This is a genomic window from Candidatus Kuenenia stuttgartiensis (genome assembly GCF_900232105.1).
Taxonomy (GTDB): domain Bacteria; phylum Planctomycetota; class Brocadiia; order Brocadiales; family Brocadiaceae; genus Kuenenia; species Kuenenia stuttgartiensis_A.
This window is the reverse complement of the sequence record NZ_LT934425.1, coordinates 509,681-524,674: the sequence shown is the minus strand read 5'-3', so window position 1 is coordinate 524,674 and position 14,994 is coordinate 509,681. Positions and strand designations below refer to the sequence as shown.

16 protein-coding genes are annotated in these 14,994 nt (G+C 41.8%); 8 read left to right on the top strand and 8 right to left on the bottom strand.

Features of this window, described 5'->3' with window-relative positions:
• Positions 1 to 213: 213 nt before the first annotated feature.
• The 5 genes from KSMBR1_RS02490 to KSMBR1_RS02470 all read left to right on the top strand — a co-directional run bounded on the left by KSMBR1_RS02490 (position 214) and on the right by KSMBR1_RS02470 (position 5,498).
• On the top strand, positions 214 to 1,854 hold the full coding sequence (locus tag KSMBR1_RS02490) for a hypothetical protein (RefSeq protein WP_099323910.1): 1,641 nt from the start codon (positions 214 to 216) through the stop codon (positions 1,852 to 1,854).
• Positions 1,855 to 1,968: 114 nt separating this feature from the next.
• The gene (locus KSMBR1_RS02485) at positions 1,969 to 2,895 is read left to right on the top strand and encodes a metal ABC transporter substrate-binding protein (RefSeq protein ID WP_099323909.1); all 927 of its coding nucleotides are present in this window, start codon (positions 1,969 to 1,971) and stop codon (positions 2,893 to 2,895) included.
• 311 nt (positions 2,896 to 3,206) lie between these two features.
• Positions 3,207 to 3,845: a peptidoglycan recognition protein family protein gene (locus KSMBR1_RS02480; RefSeq protein ID WP_172953464.1), complete on the top strand. Its 639-nt coding sequence runs from the start codon at positions 3,207 to 3,209 to the stop codon at positions 3,843 to 3,845.
• 71 nt (positions 3,846 to 3,916) lie between these two features.
• Complete coding sequence (locus KSMBR1_RS02475) at positions 3,917 to 4,588, top strand: metal ABC transporter ATP-binding protein (RefSeq protein WP_099323907.1); 672 nt, start codon at positions 3,917 to 3,919, stop codon at positions 4,586 to 4,588.
• Positions 4,589 to 4,634: 46 nt separating this feature from the next.
• Entirely contained in the window at positions 4,635 to 5,498 is an 864-nt protein-coding gene (locus KSMBR1_RS02470; protein WP_099323906.1) for a metal ABC transporter permease, read from the top strand.
• A 325-nt stretch (positions 5,499 to 5,823) separates the two neighbouring features.
• On the opposite strand, the gene KSMBR1_RS02460 is transcribed toward KSMBR1_RS02470, so the two are convergent.
• The 8 genes from KSMBR1_RS02460 to KSMBR1_RS20630 form a co-directional block, all read right to left on the bottom strand.
• Complete coding sequence (locus KSMBR1_RS02460; protein ID WP_099323904.1) at positions 5,824 to 7,005, bottom strand: M20 family metallopeptidase; 1,182 nt, start codon at positions 7,003 to 7,005, stop codon at positions 5,824 to 5,826.
• 58 nt (positions 7,006 to 7,063) lie between these two features.
• Positions 7,064 to 7,582, bottom strand: a complete 519-nt coding sequence (locus tag KSMBR1_RS02455) for a restriction endonuclease subunit S domain-containing protein (RefSeq protein WP_099323903.1) — start codon at positions 7,580 to 7,582, stop codon at positions 7,064 to 7,066.
• Between the two features lies 1 nt (position 7,583).
• On the bottom strand, positions 7,584 to 8,606 hold the full coding sequence (locus KSMBR1_RS02450) for a ParA family protein (RefSeq protein WP_099323902.1): 1,023 nt from the start codon (positions 8,604 to 8,606) through the stop codon (positions 7,584 to 7,586).
• Between the two features lie 638 nt (positions 8,607 to 9,244).
• Entirely contained in the window at positions 9,245 to 9,547 is a 303-nt protein-coding gene (locus KSMBR1_RS23025; protein ID WP_099323524.1) for a CHC2 zinc finger domain-containing protein, read from the bottom strand.
• An 11-nt stretch (positions 9,548 to 9,558) separates the two neighbouring features.
• Positions 9,559 to 10,350: an ExeA family protein gene (locus KSMBR1_RS02440; RefSeq protein ID WP_099323525.1), complete on the bottom strand. Its 792-nt coding sequence runs from the start codon at positions 10,348 to 10,350 to the stop codon at positions 9,559 to 9,561.
• 2 nt (positions 10,351 to 10,352) lie between these two features.
• Complete coding sequence (locus tag KSMBR1_RS02435) at positions 10,353 to 11,408, bottom strand: Mu transposase C-terminal domain-containing protein (RefSeq protein ID WP_230405650.1); 1,056 nt, start codon at positions 11,406 to 11,408, stop codon at positions 10,353 to 10,355.
• A 52-nt stretch (positions 11,409 to 11,460) separates the two neighbouring features.
• The gene (locus tag KSMBR1_RS23020) at positions 11,461 to 11,913 is read right to left on the bottom strand and encodes a helix-turn-helix domain-containing protein (protein ID WP_164994994.1); all 453 of its coding nucleotides are present in this window, start codon (positions 11,911 to 11,913) and stop codon (positions 11,461 to 11,463) included.
• A 38-nt stretch (positions 11,914 to 11,951) separates the two neighbouring features.
• Positions 11,952 to 12,224, bottom strand: coding sequence for a hypothetical protein (locus KSMBR1_RS20630; RefSeq protein ID WP_131493604.1), 273 nt, complete (start codon positions 12,222 to 12,224; stop codon positions 11,952 to 11,954).
• A 105-nt stretch (positions 12,225 to 12,329) separates the two neighbouring features.
• On the opposite strand from KSMBR1_RS20630, the gene KSMBR1_RS02425 reads away from it, so the two are divergent.
• From KSMBR1_RS02425 to KSMBR1_RS02415, 3 genes are all read left to right on the top strand, one after another.
• Entirely contained in the window at positions 12,330 to 12,740 is a 411-nt protein-coding gene (locus tag KSMBR1_RS02425; RefSeq protein WP_099323529.1) for a hypothetical protein, read from the top strand.
• Between the two features lie 386 nt (positions 12,741 to 13,126).
• Positions 13,127 to 14,104 carry a CRISPR-associated endoribonuclease Cas6 gene (locus KSMBR1_RS02420; protein WP_099323900.1) on the top strand — a complete coding sequence of 326 codons (978 nt, stop codon included), beginning with the start codon at positions 13,127 to 13,129 and terminating at the stop codon, positions 14,102 to 14,104.
• 103 nt (positions 14,105 to 14,207) lie between these two features.
• Positions 14,208 to 14,663: a four helix bundle protein gene (locus tag KSMBR1_RS02415; RefSeq protein ID WP_099323899.1), complete on the top strand. Its 456-nt coding sequence runs from the start codon at positions 14,208 to 14,210 to the stop codon at positions 14,661 to 14,663.
• The last annotated feature ends 331 nt before the right edge of the window (positions 14,664 to 14,994 follow it).

Sequence of the window (14,994 nt, the reverse complement as noted above, 5' to 3'; positions counted from 1 at the left end):
ATACCACTGATATACGTACAAAAGGCGTTCACTGCCTTCGCGTTTCTGATGGTTTATCCTCCGCAAAATAATATGTATATGCAGCAGCGCTGCCTCATAACGAGGCATATTTTTCGCAAACTGCCTGTCTGGATATTTCCACATACGCTCAAAAAAACGCAATCAAATTATACGTTACTGAGTAATAAACCCGGAATACAGGAGAGGATTGTTATGAAATACATGCCATTTTTAATTTTTTTCTTTGTGTTTTTCGCAGTGAATTGTGTGTCCATGGTATTTTCTGAAGATTTTTCAAAATTTGGAAATCAATCGTCTTCGGAACACATAGCTGAAAAATTAAATCTTGCCGAAGATGGTGTTCATATGAAAAAAGAGGATTTCGATGCGATGATGAATCAATTTCAGGATATGAAGATGCTTATTGAAGAAATGAAACGGGATTACAACAGCCGTTTAGATAAAATGCAGGAAAAAATTGCTACTTTAGAAAAAGAAAAGGCGCAATTAACTGAAAAAGAATCGCTGCCTGCGGAAGTTGACGCAAAGCTTGCCGGCCTTGAAGGCGTTTACGTAAAAAAAGAAGAATTTGAAGACGTTGTAAAACAACTTCAGGATAAAGAAAAACAGCTTAAAGACATGGAATTAAAATATGATGCTATTGAGAAAGAGGAACTGGATTACACGGCTACTGCGCAACTTACTCCTGATCAGGCTCCGGGAAAATGGTCTACGGCACAACCGATTAATTTGTGGAGCATGGGAAAGAGTTATATGAATATTTCATTTGATGGTCTATTTGCCGCAGCAGGCTCGACTGCTAAAGATTTGGAAAACCTTAACATGGGCGGACACGATGCTAATCAGCGTGGGTTTACGGTTCAAAATTTAGAAACTACATTTGATGGGGCAGTAGATCCGTACTTTAAGGGACAAGCAAACATTGTATTTCAGATCGACAATGATGGTGAATCATTTCTTGAGGTGGAAGAGGCTTTCTTGACATCCATGTCGCTTCCGCTTAACCTGCAGGCAAAAGCAGGCACCTTCTTTACCGAATTTGGGAGGCTGAATCCATTCCATCCCCACGCATGGGACTTTGCAGACCAACCATTAGTCAATGGCAGATTTCTGGGACCTGATGGGATGAGAGGGCCAGGGGCAAGACTTTCATGGCTGGCGCCCACAAGCAACTATACGGAATTATTTTTTACAGTGCAGAACAGTCAGGGAGAAACGGCACACAGTTTCAGGAATGAAGAAGCACTGTTTGGGCGTGAGGCAGTTGAAACCCGCGTACGCGGCATGGAAGACATGCTGTATACGCCACGTATTACAACTTCTTTCGAAGTAACGGATGAAACGACTGTTTTATTAGGCGCCTCGGCGACATTTGGCCCAAATTCTACAGGAAGGGATAAAGATACAATCATTTACGGTCTTGATATGTTCTGGAAGTGGAAATCTAAATATGCCGCTGGGGGATTCCCCTTTGTAACGTGGCAAACGGAGATTATGGGCAGACGTTTCGAGGCGGGTGAAGATGTAAATGCAGGAATGTCTAATGAAATAATGAATAACTGGGGCGCCTATTCTCAGGTATGCTGGGGATTTAAAAGAAGATGGGTTGTCGGACTTCGCGGTGATTATGTGGATGGAGAAAAAGAAGCATCAGACCCATTAGGTTTTGAGCGCGGGCGACTCTCCCCCAATCTCACATTTTACCCATCCGAATTTTCAAAGATAAGGCTTCAATATAACTATGATAATATACTGGGAAATGACAGTACCGAACATTCCGTAATTCTCCAGTTTGAATTTCTGTTAGGGTCGCATGGAGCGCATAAATTCTAAATTACTAAACAAGAAAAACGTATCTTCCCACAGGCGGGTTGCAACCTGAACCCCCACGTTAAAGATGTTTTTTAGCATTTTATTGAAAAATCAACGATAAAAAGAGGTAAATCTATGAAAGCAAAAATTCTACCCTATCTGTGGTTATGGTTATTATTTCTCGTGTCTCTGCAAACATTTTCTTACGCAGATAAAATAAAGATTGTAACGTCAACCGCTGACCTGGAATCTTTGGCGAAAGAAATCGGCGGGGACTATGTTACAACAACAAGCATTGCAAAACCCACGGAAGATCCGCATTTTGTTGATGCGAAGCCAAGCTTTATCGTAAAGCTGAACAAAGCGGATTTATTCATTGAAGTGGGGATGGAATTAGAGATTGGCTGGCTGCGGAATCTCATAATAGGGGCAAGAAATAAAAATATACTTCCGGGACATTCCGGATATATCCTTGCCTCAAAAGGAATCAATCCTCTGGAAATACCGGATCCTTTGATGTCCGACCGTTCGATGGGGGATGTTCATTCTATGGGGAATCCTCATTTTACCCTCGATCCTTTAAACGGAATGACGATTGCAAGACAAATAAGTGAACGATTATGCGATATTGACCCGGCAAATTGTTCGTATTACGAAGGCAATTATAATGCGTTTATTGAAAAACTGAAAATAAAACTGGCTGAATGGGAAAAAAAATTAGCGCCTTTTAAGGGGACAAAAGTAATCACTTATCATAAAACATATCCTTACTTTGCAAAACGTTTCAATCTTGATGTGGTGGGGACACTTGAGCCTAAACCTGGCATTCCTCCTTCTCCCACACATATTAATGAACTTATTCCCATGATGAAAAGAGAGGGAGTGAAACTTATTATTGTTGAACCATTTCGGGAACGCAGGATGTCTGAATTTGTAGCGGATAAAACAGGAGCAACCATTATCGCACTGCCAATTATGCCGGGTGGGCAAAAAGAAACAGAGGACTATCTCTCTCTTTTTGATTATAATGTTGATAAAATTGTATCATCGTTGAAAAAGTAATAATAAATGATCTTTCTTCGGTTAGTTAGTACCTTATGCAGTAATTTCTTTGCACACTTCCATTCGTAAGTGCGTACTTTTTGGCAAAATATTTAATGTTGAAATCCGATAATTGTGAAATCCGAAGCAAATTCTAATGACAAAATGATTTGAAATTATAAACAAGTGCACCTTTCGTATCTCGCGTTTCATATCGTTGCCTGCCTGTGCGTGGTCGCACGCAGATAAGTATGTTTTGGATTTGTTTCGTATTTCGTATTTTTTATTTCTTGCTTGTTTGGTTCTGGCTATGCCAGCTTAGGGACATGCGTATGGTTTTTATGAAAAACGGTAATCGTCTTCTTTATAACAGCATCATGCGTGTTCAATGTAAACGTTACCGGTATATTTACCTGTTTTTCCCTGCAATTGCCTGTTTGTTTGTTTATCTCATACTGCCGGTACACAGACCAACTATTGCCGAAGAACATCTTAAAGCAGGCTTGGCCGGTATAAACAGACAAATTGAACACTACAAAGTACGTGAATGGAAATATATTGTCATTCATCATAGCGCCACAAAGTCAGGAAATGCCGCTGAATTTGATAAATATCACAGAGAAACAAGACATTGGAAAAATGGGTTAGGATATCATTTTGTGGTGGGTAATGGAAATGGCTCCGGAAAAGGCGAGATTGAAATTGGGAACAGATGGGTAAAACAACTAAGCGGGGCGCACGTTGGAATAAATAAATATAACCGTTATGGTATAGGGATATGTATGGTCGGAAATTTTAACGAATCATATCCTTCAAGGGCGCAAATGGCGTCACTTGTTGTTTTGGTACAATATCTGCAAAAGCAATACAATATCCCTGCGGAAAATATTCTTATGCATAAAGACTGTAAAACCACAGAATGTCCCGGAGATAAGTTTCCTTTTGATTATGTATTTGCGCAGACTTTGTGATAACGAAGTAATATGCCCGGTTATTTATAAGCCGGAAAATATTATTAGTGAACTAACATCAGATTGATAAAATGGTAAATATGGATGAGAATAGTTGTATTAATCTGGCAAATGTGTCCATTGGGTATCGCGGGACGCCGATACTGGAGGGCATAAATTTTTCCATAAACAGAGGGGATGCTATTGTTTTATTTGGACAAAATGGTTCCGGCAAGACAACGCTTTTCAAGACCATCCTCCGCATTATTCCGCCTTTACATGGTAATATTATTTACCAGAACAATACACCGCAAAGGTTTGGTTATGTACCGCAAAGCCAGTCCCTGGACGAAATCTATCCGTTTACGGCACTAGATATAGTATTGATGGGTACATTTGGGCAAATAAAACCCTTTTCATTCACTCCTGCAAAAAGTCGTATTTTAGCAAAACAATGTTTAATGGATGTTGGAATGCTGGAATCTAAAAGAAAATTGTTTTCGGAATTGTCCGGCGGTCAAAAACAAAGGGTGCTCATTGCCCGCGCACTGGCAACAAATCCGAATATATTACTACTGGATGAACCTGTCGCAGGAATTGACGTCGATGCAGTGAAAATGATTATGGAACTTATCACAATGTTGCATGAGAAACATCATCTTACTGTCATGATGATAACGCATGAATCTTTCAGTATACCGGCATGGGTAAACAAAAAAATCCACATCAAAAATAATGCGGCGGTGGTAGAAAATGCAAAATGAGAAGAAGAAACATTTTTAAAGAAATTACTTTTTATACACAAAATGTATGGAATACCTTTTTGAAATACTCAACCCGAACTTTCTCCTGAGAAATTCTTTCTATGTAGGACTGGTGATAGGCTTTGTTTGTCCACAGGTAGGGATTTTCTTTGTATTGCGTCGCATGATATTGATGGGCATTGCGCTTCCCCAGGTATCAAATGCAGGGATTACCTTTGCATTCTTTATGCATACTTTGGGATGGCATTTTTTTCCTCATGTTGAATCTGAAAAGGCTATGGCACTTACAGGTTCCATTTTTTTTACCATCCTTGCCATCTTTCTATTAGCCATTTTAGAAAGGAAAGGGAAGGGTTTTACAGAAAATCGCATTGGATTTACGTATGCCGTTGCAGGGGCTGCATCTGTTTTATTTGTTTCATGGAATCCACACGGACATTCGGAGTTAATTTCTTTGCTAAAGGGAGAAATTGTTGCAATTCCGGATGCATATCTATGGGCAACATTCGCAATTTATGGAATTATTTTTATTTTTCTCACCGGATATCACCGTAACTTTATGTTAATTTCATTCGATAGCGATATGGCAGTTGTCATGGGGAAAAAAGTTATTTTATGGGACATTTTGCTTTTTTTAATCATCGGTATCGTTATATCTTTTGGTGTTATGGCGGTAGGCCCAATGGTTATTTTTGGGTTTTTGCTATTGCCCGCAATAACCGCAAGGATGATTACCCGCGGAATTTTCCCCTTTTGTATTGTTTCCTCAATCATTGGTGTTTTTGCCGCCTTTACCGGTTTTTATATTTCCTATTGTTTTGATTTGCCCATTGGCCCTATAGATGTGGCATTATTAGGCGCAATATTTTTTATCGCCTATATAATAAAAAAATGTATTCCCGGAAAATAACGTCCGCTTAAATTTATGTTTAAGAATTTCAATATTTTTATAGAGACGCATTGCATGCGTCTGGAAACTGCTATGCGTAAAGAAAATGTTGACACAACAAAGAGACGCATGCAATGCGTCTCTACATTAACAGCAACAACAGTCATCTGCGGCGGTTTTTTCCCAAGCCAACTTAAGCCCAGGGAAGGCACTTTCGTTTTTCCAGTAAACCCACTATTGTAAAACGCATATAGCCGACAAATGGTGTTTTTTTATAACTTTTCAATAAGTTGAGAAGTTACACTTTTTGTTCCATTTCCCCATAAATTAGCTAACCCATTTTTTATTACGAACTGCATGCAATGGAAGCCAGCAAGGCAGAGCCTTTGTAAAGAATATCTTCATCAATCAGAAATTGAGGACTGTGCAACGGCTGGTTTGCTCCCTTCTCCCTGTTCCCCGAACCAAGAAAAACAAAAGCGCCGTTTGTTTTTTCCAAATAGTAAGAAAAATCCTCTCCTCCGAGTATCGGATCTATATTTTTTACCGCATCATCACCAAACAATTCTTTAATTCTTCCGCGCACAAAATCGACCTGTTCCTCATGGTTATACAAAACAGGATACCCCCCAAGATATTCAAATTCATAGGAAGCATTATTGTACGAAGTAATACCTTTAATGGTATCTTCTAAAAGTGATGGTAGTGCATTCCTCACGTTATCATCAAGGGTTCTTGCCGTGCCAAGAATTTTTACACGACCCGGAATAACATTAAATGCCGTACCTCCTGAAATCTGACATAAGGAAATAACACACGGGGATAAGGGGTTTAATTTTCTTGATACAATGGTCTGTATCGCTAATATTATTTCTGCAGCGATAACAATGGGGTCTACACACAAATGCGGGGTTGCCGAATGCCCGCCTTTACCATGAATCGTTATAATAATACGGTCTGTTGACGCCATTGTAGCGCCTGAACGTAATCCAAAAACTGAAGAGGGGAGGGTAGGATCAATATGCAGCCCGTAAATTTCATCCACGCCGTGTAAAGCGCCTTGTTCGATTAAATAAATTGCCCCCCCTGGCGGCTGTTCCTCACCGGGTTGAAAGAGAAACCTTACATGTCGTTTTAATAGGTCTTTCAAAGATACGATAATCCTTGCCGCCCCTAATAGCATTGCCATGTTGGCATCGTGCCCACAGGCATGAAAAATTCCTTCATGCGAAGACTTATAGTCCAGATCATTTTCTTCTTCAATGGGAAGGGCATCCATATCCGCACGAAAGGCTACTGTTCGTGTGGCGTTATCAACTGGTAAATAAGCGACAATGCCTGTTTTTCCAATACCTGTTTGTACATTGAACCCCAATTGTCTCAATTCCGCGGCAATGACTTCAGAAGTGCGGACTTCGTTAAAACTCAATTCAGGGTACTTGTGAAAATCCCTTCTCATCTTTACGATATAACCCTGTGCATCCCTGGCATGCGAAAGAATGCTTCGGATAATTTCCTTGCTCGGCATAATTAATATCCATCTTTGTAAAAATTATTATAGTCAAACAAATCGTAACATTTTAGTTTTAAGCTTTGCGCAGCAATTCATAGCCTCTCTTATTTGCAAATCCAAGTTTAAAGAGCCTGTCTGCTAGGGCATCTTTTGTCAATTTCTTATTTGCTGTTATGTTCATCTTTGCTGATAACTCAATAAGGATGTCCTTTTTATATTTTGTTAGTTCTTCAAGGATTTTTTCCGTGGGAATACCTTCTAAATGCTGTTGTAAAGCGTTAACATCAATGGGACTGCTTTTGGTTTTCCTGGATTTGGCCTTCTTGGGAAAGATCATTTCGGCAAGGAGGGGGTTTTCTTTCAGTGTGTCAAAAAATGATACCAATGAATGGATGGAGTTGGACACATGGAGAGATTCCGATTTATCGGGAAAACGCCCAATGCTTTCCCGCAATACCTCAAGTTCTTGTGTTATCTCCTGGATGATTTGCAATATTCTTTGCCATTCATCCTTGTCCGGGAGTAATGACAAACATTCTTTTGCCTTTGTTAAAGTATCTGCCAGACCGGTCTTTCCTGTCTTCTTTGCCATGTTAATCGCCGCTCACTTTCTCCAGAAATTCTTTTGTAACCCCTTTATATTGTGACGCCACTCGCCTTGCATTTTCCTCATCCATTAAAAACACAGGAACCGCCAGCGCAGAGGATTCGGTATAGCCGGTACCCCATGAAACATAGTTTTCAAAACATAATGAGCCATAAGTTGTACGCAAGTCGTTTATTTTATCCTTATGGGTACTTACAATACCCTGTCCGGCGGTACGTACCATGGTGAATACGACCCCTTTATGCTTTATATCATGTGATTCCGTGTTCGTCAAAAGACATTTACGGTTCAGTGTAGTATGTAATTCCCCGATTTTCTGGAGGAGCATATTTATCCCTATGGTTGACATATGGTCCGGTATTGTTGCAATGATATAGAAATCGCTTGCGGCAAGTGCATTTTGAGTTGCCAGATAGAGGTTTGGGGGGCAATCAATGAGGATATAATCATAGTTGTTTTTTATCCTGTGAAGGGCATTTTCCAGTACATGGCGCTGTTCTATATAAAAAAGTGCATCTCGTATATCACCAGAAGTATCTATGCGAAACAAGTCTTTTAAACCCTTGATTGTTCGCCTGAAGATTTGAAGTTGTTCCTGATAAAAACCAGACTCTATCTTCCGCCATGTTTTTGAGGCCAATTCAATATCGATTCCCAGTAAATCAATATCAGAGGGAATCAGGTCAAGATTTCTCACCACATCCTTTTCGATTTTGCCCTTTGCAGATAATTCAACAGGTGATTTCCATATAATATGTTCAGTTTGACAGATATCAAAACTATCCTTCAGATACGATTCAAAGAGTTTTGCGATGGTTCCTTTATTGTTTTTAAATACCTCCCATCTTTCAGGCGTAGCACATAAAAAGGTCAGGTTGGTTTGAGGATCTACATCGATAAGCAACACTTTTTTGTTGTGGTACATTGCAAGGGCGCATCCGATATGGTAGGTGGTGGTAGTTTTGCCTACGCCGCCTTTGTAATTAATAAAAGAGATAACTTTTCCCATAACAAACCCTCATGTATGTTGTTTAAGATGTCTATAAACGTAATAATGGCAACGACGGTGTATTGTCTGTCAATATTTCAAATGGACGATTCATAAGTTCCCTCTATACGTCATCATAATACCATCTTGTAGCCGTTGCCAACAATATTTTCCCTCTTTTTGAGAATAGAAGGACACTTCCCTTATTTCAAAAATTAATATGGGAAGTGTCCGTACGTAGTAACATTTGTTTATTCATACGGGTAAAAGTCCCGTCCTGGGAATTATCTGTTCATCCCGGCAGTTCAAGGGAGCGTGGTCTGAGCAATCAGGGGTCGTAAGTTCCCAATAGTTAAAACGGATGCATTCCCGGTTTTTTGTAAAAAAGCAAGTAGGGGGGAATAGTAACTCAAACTTCCAGCTTGAGCTAAAAATATCACAAGCAGGATACTTGTAATACAGTACCAGTCTGCCGACAGTCTGGTGTAAAGAGTTACAAAAAATCGGTAGTGCACCTATAGAGGCTGATCTTTTGTCTTACTACAAGGTTGTGGAAGAGATAGATTATGCCTTATAGCAAGACCTTTAAGAATAGATATAGAGGTGTTTTCGTTTACATGATGCTAAGCCCCACAATAAATGAACCTGGAATTCTCAGATTAAGTGGAATTAATATATTGAGGTAAAACGGATTTTAGCAGATAGACAGCATCTGGGAAAGAGGAGTTGGAATCTACCATGACGATGTCGATGGTATTAAAGTTTTTTTTACAACGGAAACACCTGGCGAGGTTCGTATTTGGGTTGGTGGCGGAATTAAATTCAGAACAGAGAGGGCAGAGGAAGCGGAAATAGCCTTCGGAGTATTTATGAGGTATGGAGAGGACATCAGCGATGAGTCGATCGATGGGGATATCGTTTCGTAATGAGCGCAAGAGTTGAGGGGAAAAGAGACGGGCCATGGTAGACCTCCTTAAAAAGATTGAATTTCAGCAAGAGCCTGATGGAAGATATCCTGGGTAATTTTCTGTGATTGTCTGATGGAAGCGTTAATCAGGCAGGCGGTGGAAATGGCGTTGATTTGCCTTGGGATGCCGGCGGAGAACTCATGGATCAGGTCTTTGACGTCTGAGTCAAAGATTTTATCGGATGCGCCGGAAGATTTCAGATGGAAGTCTATGTATGCAGCGGTTTGAGTTTTAGTAAGGGGATGAATGTGGTAATGTACCGAGATGCGTTGTGCGAAGTCGGCATGGATGTCTCTTTTGAGGATATATTTGAGGTGTTCCTGTCCCGAGAGGATGATTTTGAGATGAGTGGAAGAATCAAGCGGAGAGCTGACAAGGAGTCTGAGGTCTGTGATGGCGTCGGTTTTCAGGAGATGAGCCTCGTCGATAACGATAATGGGAGTGAGATTTGAGCGCAAGGATTTATCCATAATTTGGAGGAAGAGCCGGTCTTTGGTGTGTTTTGGTATTTCACCGAGCTGGGAGACGATTAAGGAGAGAAGGCTGGATGATTTTAGGTGGGTAAAATGGAGGTAGATGGGGAGAAACAGGTTTTGGGGGATTTGTGAGAGGAAGAGTTTGAGGAGTGTGGATTTTCCGACTCCCGTCTGTCCGTAGAGGACGGCGATAGAGCCTGAGTGTAAGAGGTATTGGAGTCGTGCAAGCCCCTGGGTAAAGCGTTCGTCTTTCATGATAAGGCTGGTGTTGATTCTTTCAGAGAACGGCTGAGTAGTCATGGAAAAATGAGAAGTAAACATGGTTAAGAGACCTCCTTTTTCGAGTAAGCGATTTGTAATTCACGAATGATATAGGGTAAGGTTTTCACGGAGGCATTTTGGAATGCCTCCGTGAGCAATGATTCGTTGAGAGCGGGGATACGGTTGTAGCATTTTTTAAGCGATTCGAGTTCATGAGAGCTGAAGGCGGAGAGAGAGCCTTTGTGTCCCATGAGGAGTGCGAGTTTCTGGACGAATGCCATGAATGGCCAGGGTCGTTCGGAGATGATTTGGTGGTAATCAATGCCTTTGGCCTGAGCCTGGAGAATGGATTTGTGTTTCTGAGTGATAAGGTCGAGGTAATTATGTTTTGGTTTTGAAGGTGAGGCGGCTGGAGTTTCAGCGCCCTGGTCGCGCAGGTAGAGATTTCCCGAGCCGAGGTATTCACCGTTTGCGGAATAGATCAAGACCTTTTTGAGATCGCCGTATGGGTCGTAACGGACTTCTACTTTATCGCCTCTGAGTTTGGGGTCAACACGGTAAAAGCGGTTATCAATGCGGACATCGGCAAAGGTTCTGTCAACGGTTCTGGGGATGCGTTTCATGAAGAAGGCAAGAGCGGCGTCCATATCGACGTGTCGGATGACGGTAAGCCCCTCGTCGTAGCGTTGTTTTGGAGATTGATTGGTTTCGGAGTGGATTCTTGCGTGATAGACAACGGCAAGGTAAGCGGAGAAGGCCTGGTTAATGGCATCAAGGGTGATAATGTCGCCGGAGCGGACTTCCGACTCGAACTGTGTCTGGCTGGTGCCGAAGAAACGTTCGACCAGTCCGCCGGGAGCAGGGTCGCGTGGTGGTCTGTGGATGAGTTTAATGCCGAGGTTGTAACAGGCAGAGCGCATGGCGTCAGAGTGGTAGACCTTGGCATTGTCGAGGTAGAGTTCTTTGGGCGAGCCGTGGATAGTCCAGGCCCTGATGAGAGAATCGATAAGGATATCGAGGGTTTGTTTGAGATAATACCGTCCTTCGACCACATAACGGCTGTAGCAGTCGATAAAGAGACAGAGGTTTGTGGGAAGCGCCTCGCCGTCAACGAGCACGAAAGGGCCTTCCTGGAAGTCGCCAATCCAGAGGTCGTGGGTATGCTCACGGCTAAGAGCGTATACGCACCTTTTGCTGTGAGACGCCGAGTTTGAGCCGGGTCGCCCCTGCGAGTCTGAGATGGCGGTAGAGGGTGGATTTGGGGATCGTTTTCCCATAGTATTTCTCAAGAAAGCGGTTGAGGCAATCGTCGCTGCGGCGTGGTTGTTCTTTTTTGAGTTCAACGGCTTTGTCGATAATTTCAGGAGAAAACCTTCTGGATGCGCCACGGTCGCTCCTCGCCTTTCTTGCAAGAGATTGAAATCCATCTTTGCGGTAGCGGTTGAGTTTTCTCCTGAGGGTAGAGATAGTGGGTCTTTTCCGCTTTCCGTTGGGGAATACGACCTCCTGAAGGCAGAGTTTTTTCAGAAAAAGGTTGGTCTGCTCCTTCTCAATCTCACCGAAGATGACAGGATGCAGAAGATTGCACCAGAATAAAGCCCATTTTTCGTCTTTCGATTTCATAATTCACCTCCTTTTTTAAGTGTGGAGGTGATTGTAACTCAAGACCAGCCGCTTTTTGTTGCCAGTTCGGGGAAAAATGAATGCCCAAAAATTCGGTGATATTCCGGCTCGGCGCTGAACAATTGAATCGATTGATCGAGGGAGGTTTTTCGTTGTTTGCTTTTATACTTTCCGTGGTAAATGGGAAACATTTGGCGAAAAACCGGAGAGTTGGGGTCGGCCTGCCTGATGAGGTCAAAGGCGTTGCGGAGTGTGTATTTCAGTGAGCCAAAGAAACGCAGCCACCTCCAAACGGTTGACCAGGCAAGCATGCGGTTGTCTATTTCCTGTGTTCGGGTAGTATATCCGATGGCAGAGGAGACACTCCGGTAGGTTTCTGTATCATCTTTGACATAAGCCTGACTGAAGGAGAGACAGTGATCCTTTACGTACCGCTTGTAAGGGAGCGCATACTCAGGATAGGAAGTAAACGTCTTCTTGCACAAGGAACATTTCCAACGTCCCAGGAAAGATTCTATCGTATGAACAAGGGAGTCGATAATAACGTGAAACAACCGATATCTGCATTCATGAAGGGTGAAATTGACATGGGTACTCTTGCACTTTGGACAAAAGCATGGCTTCTGTTTTGTCGCAATAAGCTTTTCATGCTTGTGGATTTTTTCTATAATATTCACGCACTGCCTCCTTTGTATAGGGGGGAAATGGGCAGGAGGATGAAGTTTCCCAACGTTCGGTCCTCCTGCCCTGAGTTTTTTATGTTCCGGAAAAATCTTACAAAACTTGTCCTCGTGAAAACGGGGAACTGGGAAGTAAACCGCCGTTAGGAAGTTTGGAAGTGGTTTTAACCCCTTCCAAACTATTTAATGAGGCTTTACTCCGCCTTACGGACGGAACTTCTTTCTAACGGGGTAAACGATGTATTTTTCTTAACGTGAACAAAAAATCAAGTGAAATACTTACGCAGGATAAAAAAAAGGCGGGGTAGCTGGGTAAGATTTTTCAAATCATTTGCTGGGTATTAGACTCAAATATTCTGAGACTAATTGGGCATTTTTGGAGCATTTATTCTAAGACGTAGCAACATGATTTTGTATTGATTTGTTCCTGTAAAGTGCTATTATACTTAGCCAGCTACCCTTGAAAAATGATTTTCCTGTCTATTTCCTGTAATCTCTATACAAGCCAAGAGCAAGTTTTGGTGTCATTAATTATGAGGATAAAAATAACCTTCACGGCAGATAAATCCGGCATCATCGACTTCAACTATCAACACCAGATACAGGCCATCATCTATAGTTTCCTGTCCATGTCAAACCCTGACTATGCCCAATGGCTTCATCAGCAGGGCTTCGCCTATAAAAAAGACAAGCGGTTTAAGCTCTTTGTCTTTTCAGGTATATCATTCTACTGTCCTATCAAAATCATCCGTTCAAACCGCTTAAACGGTTTAAACGGTTTAAACCGTTTTCTCGGCTTGAACGGCTTAAACGGTTTCTCCTTTAAATCCTCTCATCTTTCCCCCTTCACCCTTTCCTTTCAGATTGCATCACCCGTAGATAAATTCATTCAACACTTGATAGAGGGTATATTCGGAGAGGGCCAGGAGGTGCGGCTTGGCAAACAAACATTCAGCGTATGTCGGGTAGAAACCCTGACGGATCCGTTGGAGACAACAACGGGTTCAAGCAGTTCAAACAGCGTAAACAGTTCAAACGGCTTAAACGGCTTAAACGGCTTAAACGGCTTAAACGGCTTAAACGGCTTAAACGGTTTAAACGGTTTATCATTAAAACCCTTAGAATCTCCCCTCTTCATTAAAAAACCCATGCCTCCGGGTCAGCAGGATATTTATTTGTTCCCGGGTGATAACGGATACGAAGAACTCTTGAATCAAAACCTTATGCATAAGTACGAGACCCTCTTTGGTAAACCGTATCAGGGAGAAACTCTGAAATTTTGTTTTCTTGAAACAAAAGGGAAGTCTGTGAAACAGTTTACCGTCTTCAAGAAGGGATTGGACGGCAGTGTGAATCCCATCCATATAAAAGGGACATTACAGCCCTTTACCGTAACCGGCCCAAAAGAATTAATCAGGATCGGTCTGGAATGCGGCTTTGGGCAAAATAATAGCATGGGGTGTGGGTATGTGGAAGTGGTTCAAACTGTGGAAACCATTCAAACAGCTTGAACAGCTCAAACTGTTTAATCGGATTGAACGGTCTAAGCGGTTTAAACTGCTTAAACTGCTTAAACCATTTTTAACCGGCTTAATTTTCTAAAAGGAGGCAGACATGTACTTCGAAGACCTTGAAGTTTGGAAGTCAGCAAGAGAACTAACAAACAAGATTTACGGGATTACAAAAGACGGTACCTTCTCAAAAGACTACGGCCTCAGAGACCAGATCCGGCGTGCATCTGTCTCCATCATGTCTAACATAGCCGAAGGCTATGAAAGGGGCGGCAACCAGGAATTCATACAGTTTTTATCAATTGCTAAAGGTTCTTGTGGTGAGGTACGATGCCAGTTGTATATAGCAGGAGATCAGAACTATATTGACCAGAATGAATTAAAACCCCTCATTGAACAATGCAAGCGTATCTCAATAATGATTAACAACTTCATGAATCACCTGAAAGGCAGCAGGTACAAAGGATCCAAGTACAAGATGCCGAAGAGAAAGAGTGTGAAAGAGACACTGGATGAAATCATGAATAAAATGAATACAAAAAAGGATTCAGCAGTTTAATTCGCTTAATCAGTTTAAACCGTTCAAACGGCTTAAACCGCTTTTTCAGCTTGAACGGCTTGAACGGTTTACTCGGCTTGAACGGTTTCCTCGGTTTAAACAGTTTGAACTGCTTTTTCTGCTTGAACGGCTTAATCGGCTTGAACTGCTTAAACGGTTTTATCTGTTTGAACGTTTATTTTTATTGGAGATAATCGTTCCATTATTCAATTGGACAGGAAATCCGTGGGTGGATGGCGCAAAAAAAGAGTTGACAAGAAAGAGGGCGGTTTGACAAAATATACCCTTTTGTGTAATTTAAATTATGTTTTTGTCAATGGAATGTTTACAT

Bases quoted from the DNA above. Each gene is read 5' to 3' on its own strand.
- KSMBR1_RS02490 (WP_099323910.1), top strand. From the start codon at position 214: ATGAAATACATGCCATTTTTAATTTTTTTCTTTGTGTTTTTCGCAGTG.
- KSMBR1_RS02485 (WP_099323909.1), top strand. From the start codon at position 1,969: ATGAAAGCAAAAATTCTACCCTATCTGTGGTTATGGTTATTATTTCTC.
- KSMBR1_RS02480 (WP_172953464.1), top strand. From the start codon at position 3,207: ATGGTTTTTATGAAAAACGGTAATCGTCTTCTTTATAACAGCATCATG.
- KSMBR1_RS02475 (WP_099323907.1), top strand. From the start codon at position 3,917: ATGGTAAATATGGATGAGAATAGTTGTATTAATCTGGCAAATGTGTCC.
- KSMBR1_RS02470 (WP_099323906.1), top strand. From the start codon at position 4,635: ATGGAATACCTTTTTGAAATACTCAACCCGAACTTTCTCCTGAGAAAT.
- KSMBR1_RS02460 (WP_099323904.1), bottom strand. From the start codon at position 7,005: ATGCCGAGCAAGGAAATTATCCGAAGCATTCTTTCGCATGCCAGGGAT.
- KSMBR1_RS02455 (WP_099323903.1), bottom strand. From the start codon at position 7,582: ATGGCAAAGAAGACAGGAAAGACCGGTCTGGCAGATACTTTAACAAAG.
- KSMBR1_RS02450 (WP_099323902.1), bottom strand. From the start codon at position 8,606: ATGGGAAAAGTTATCTCTTTTATTAATTACAAAGGCGGCGTAGGCAAA.
- KSMBR1_RS23025 (WP_099323524.1), bottom strand. From the start codon at position 9,547: ATGGCCCGTCTCTTTTCCCCTCAACTCTTGCGCTCATTACGAAACGAT.
- KSMBR1_RS02440 (WP_099323525.1), bottom strand. From the start codon at position 10,350: ATGTTTACTTCTCATTTTTCCATGACTACTCAGCCGTTCTCTGAAAGA.
- KSMBR1_RS23020 (WP_164994994.1), bottom strand. From the start codon at position 11,913: ATGAAATCGAAAGACGAAAAATGGGCTTTATTCTGGTGCAATCTTCTG.
- KSMBR1_RS20630 (WP_131493604.1), bottom strand. From the start codon at position 12,224: ATGCTTGCCTGGTCAACCGTTTGGAGGTGGCTGCGTTTCTTTGGCTCA.
- KSMBR1_RS02420 (WP_099323900.1), top strand. From the start codon at position 13,127: ATGAGGATAAAAATAACCTTCACGGCAGATAAATCCGGCATCATCGAC.
- KSMBR1_RS02415 (WP_099323899.1), top strand. From the start codon at position 14,208: ATGTACTTCGAAGACCTTGAAGTTTGGAAGTCAGCAAGAGAACTAACA.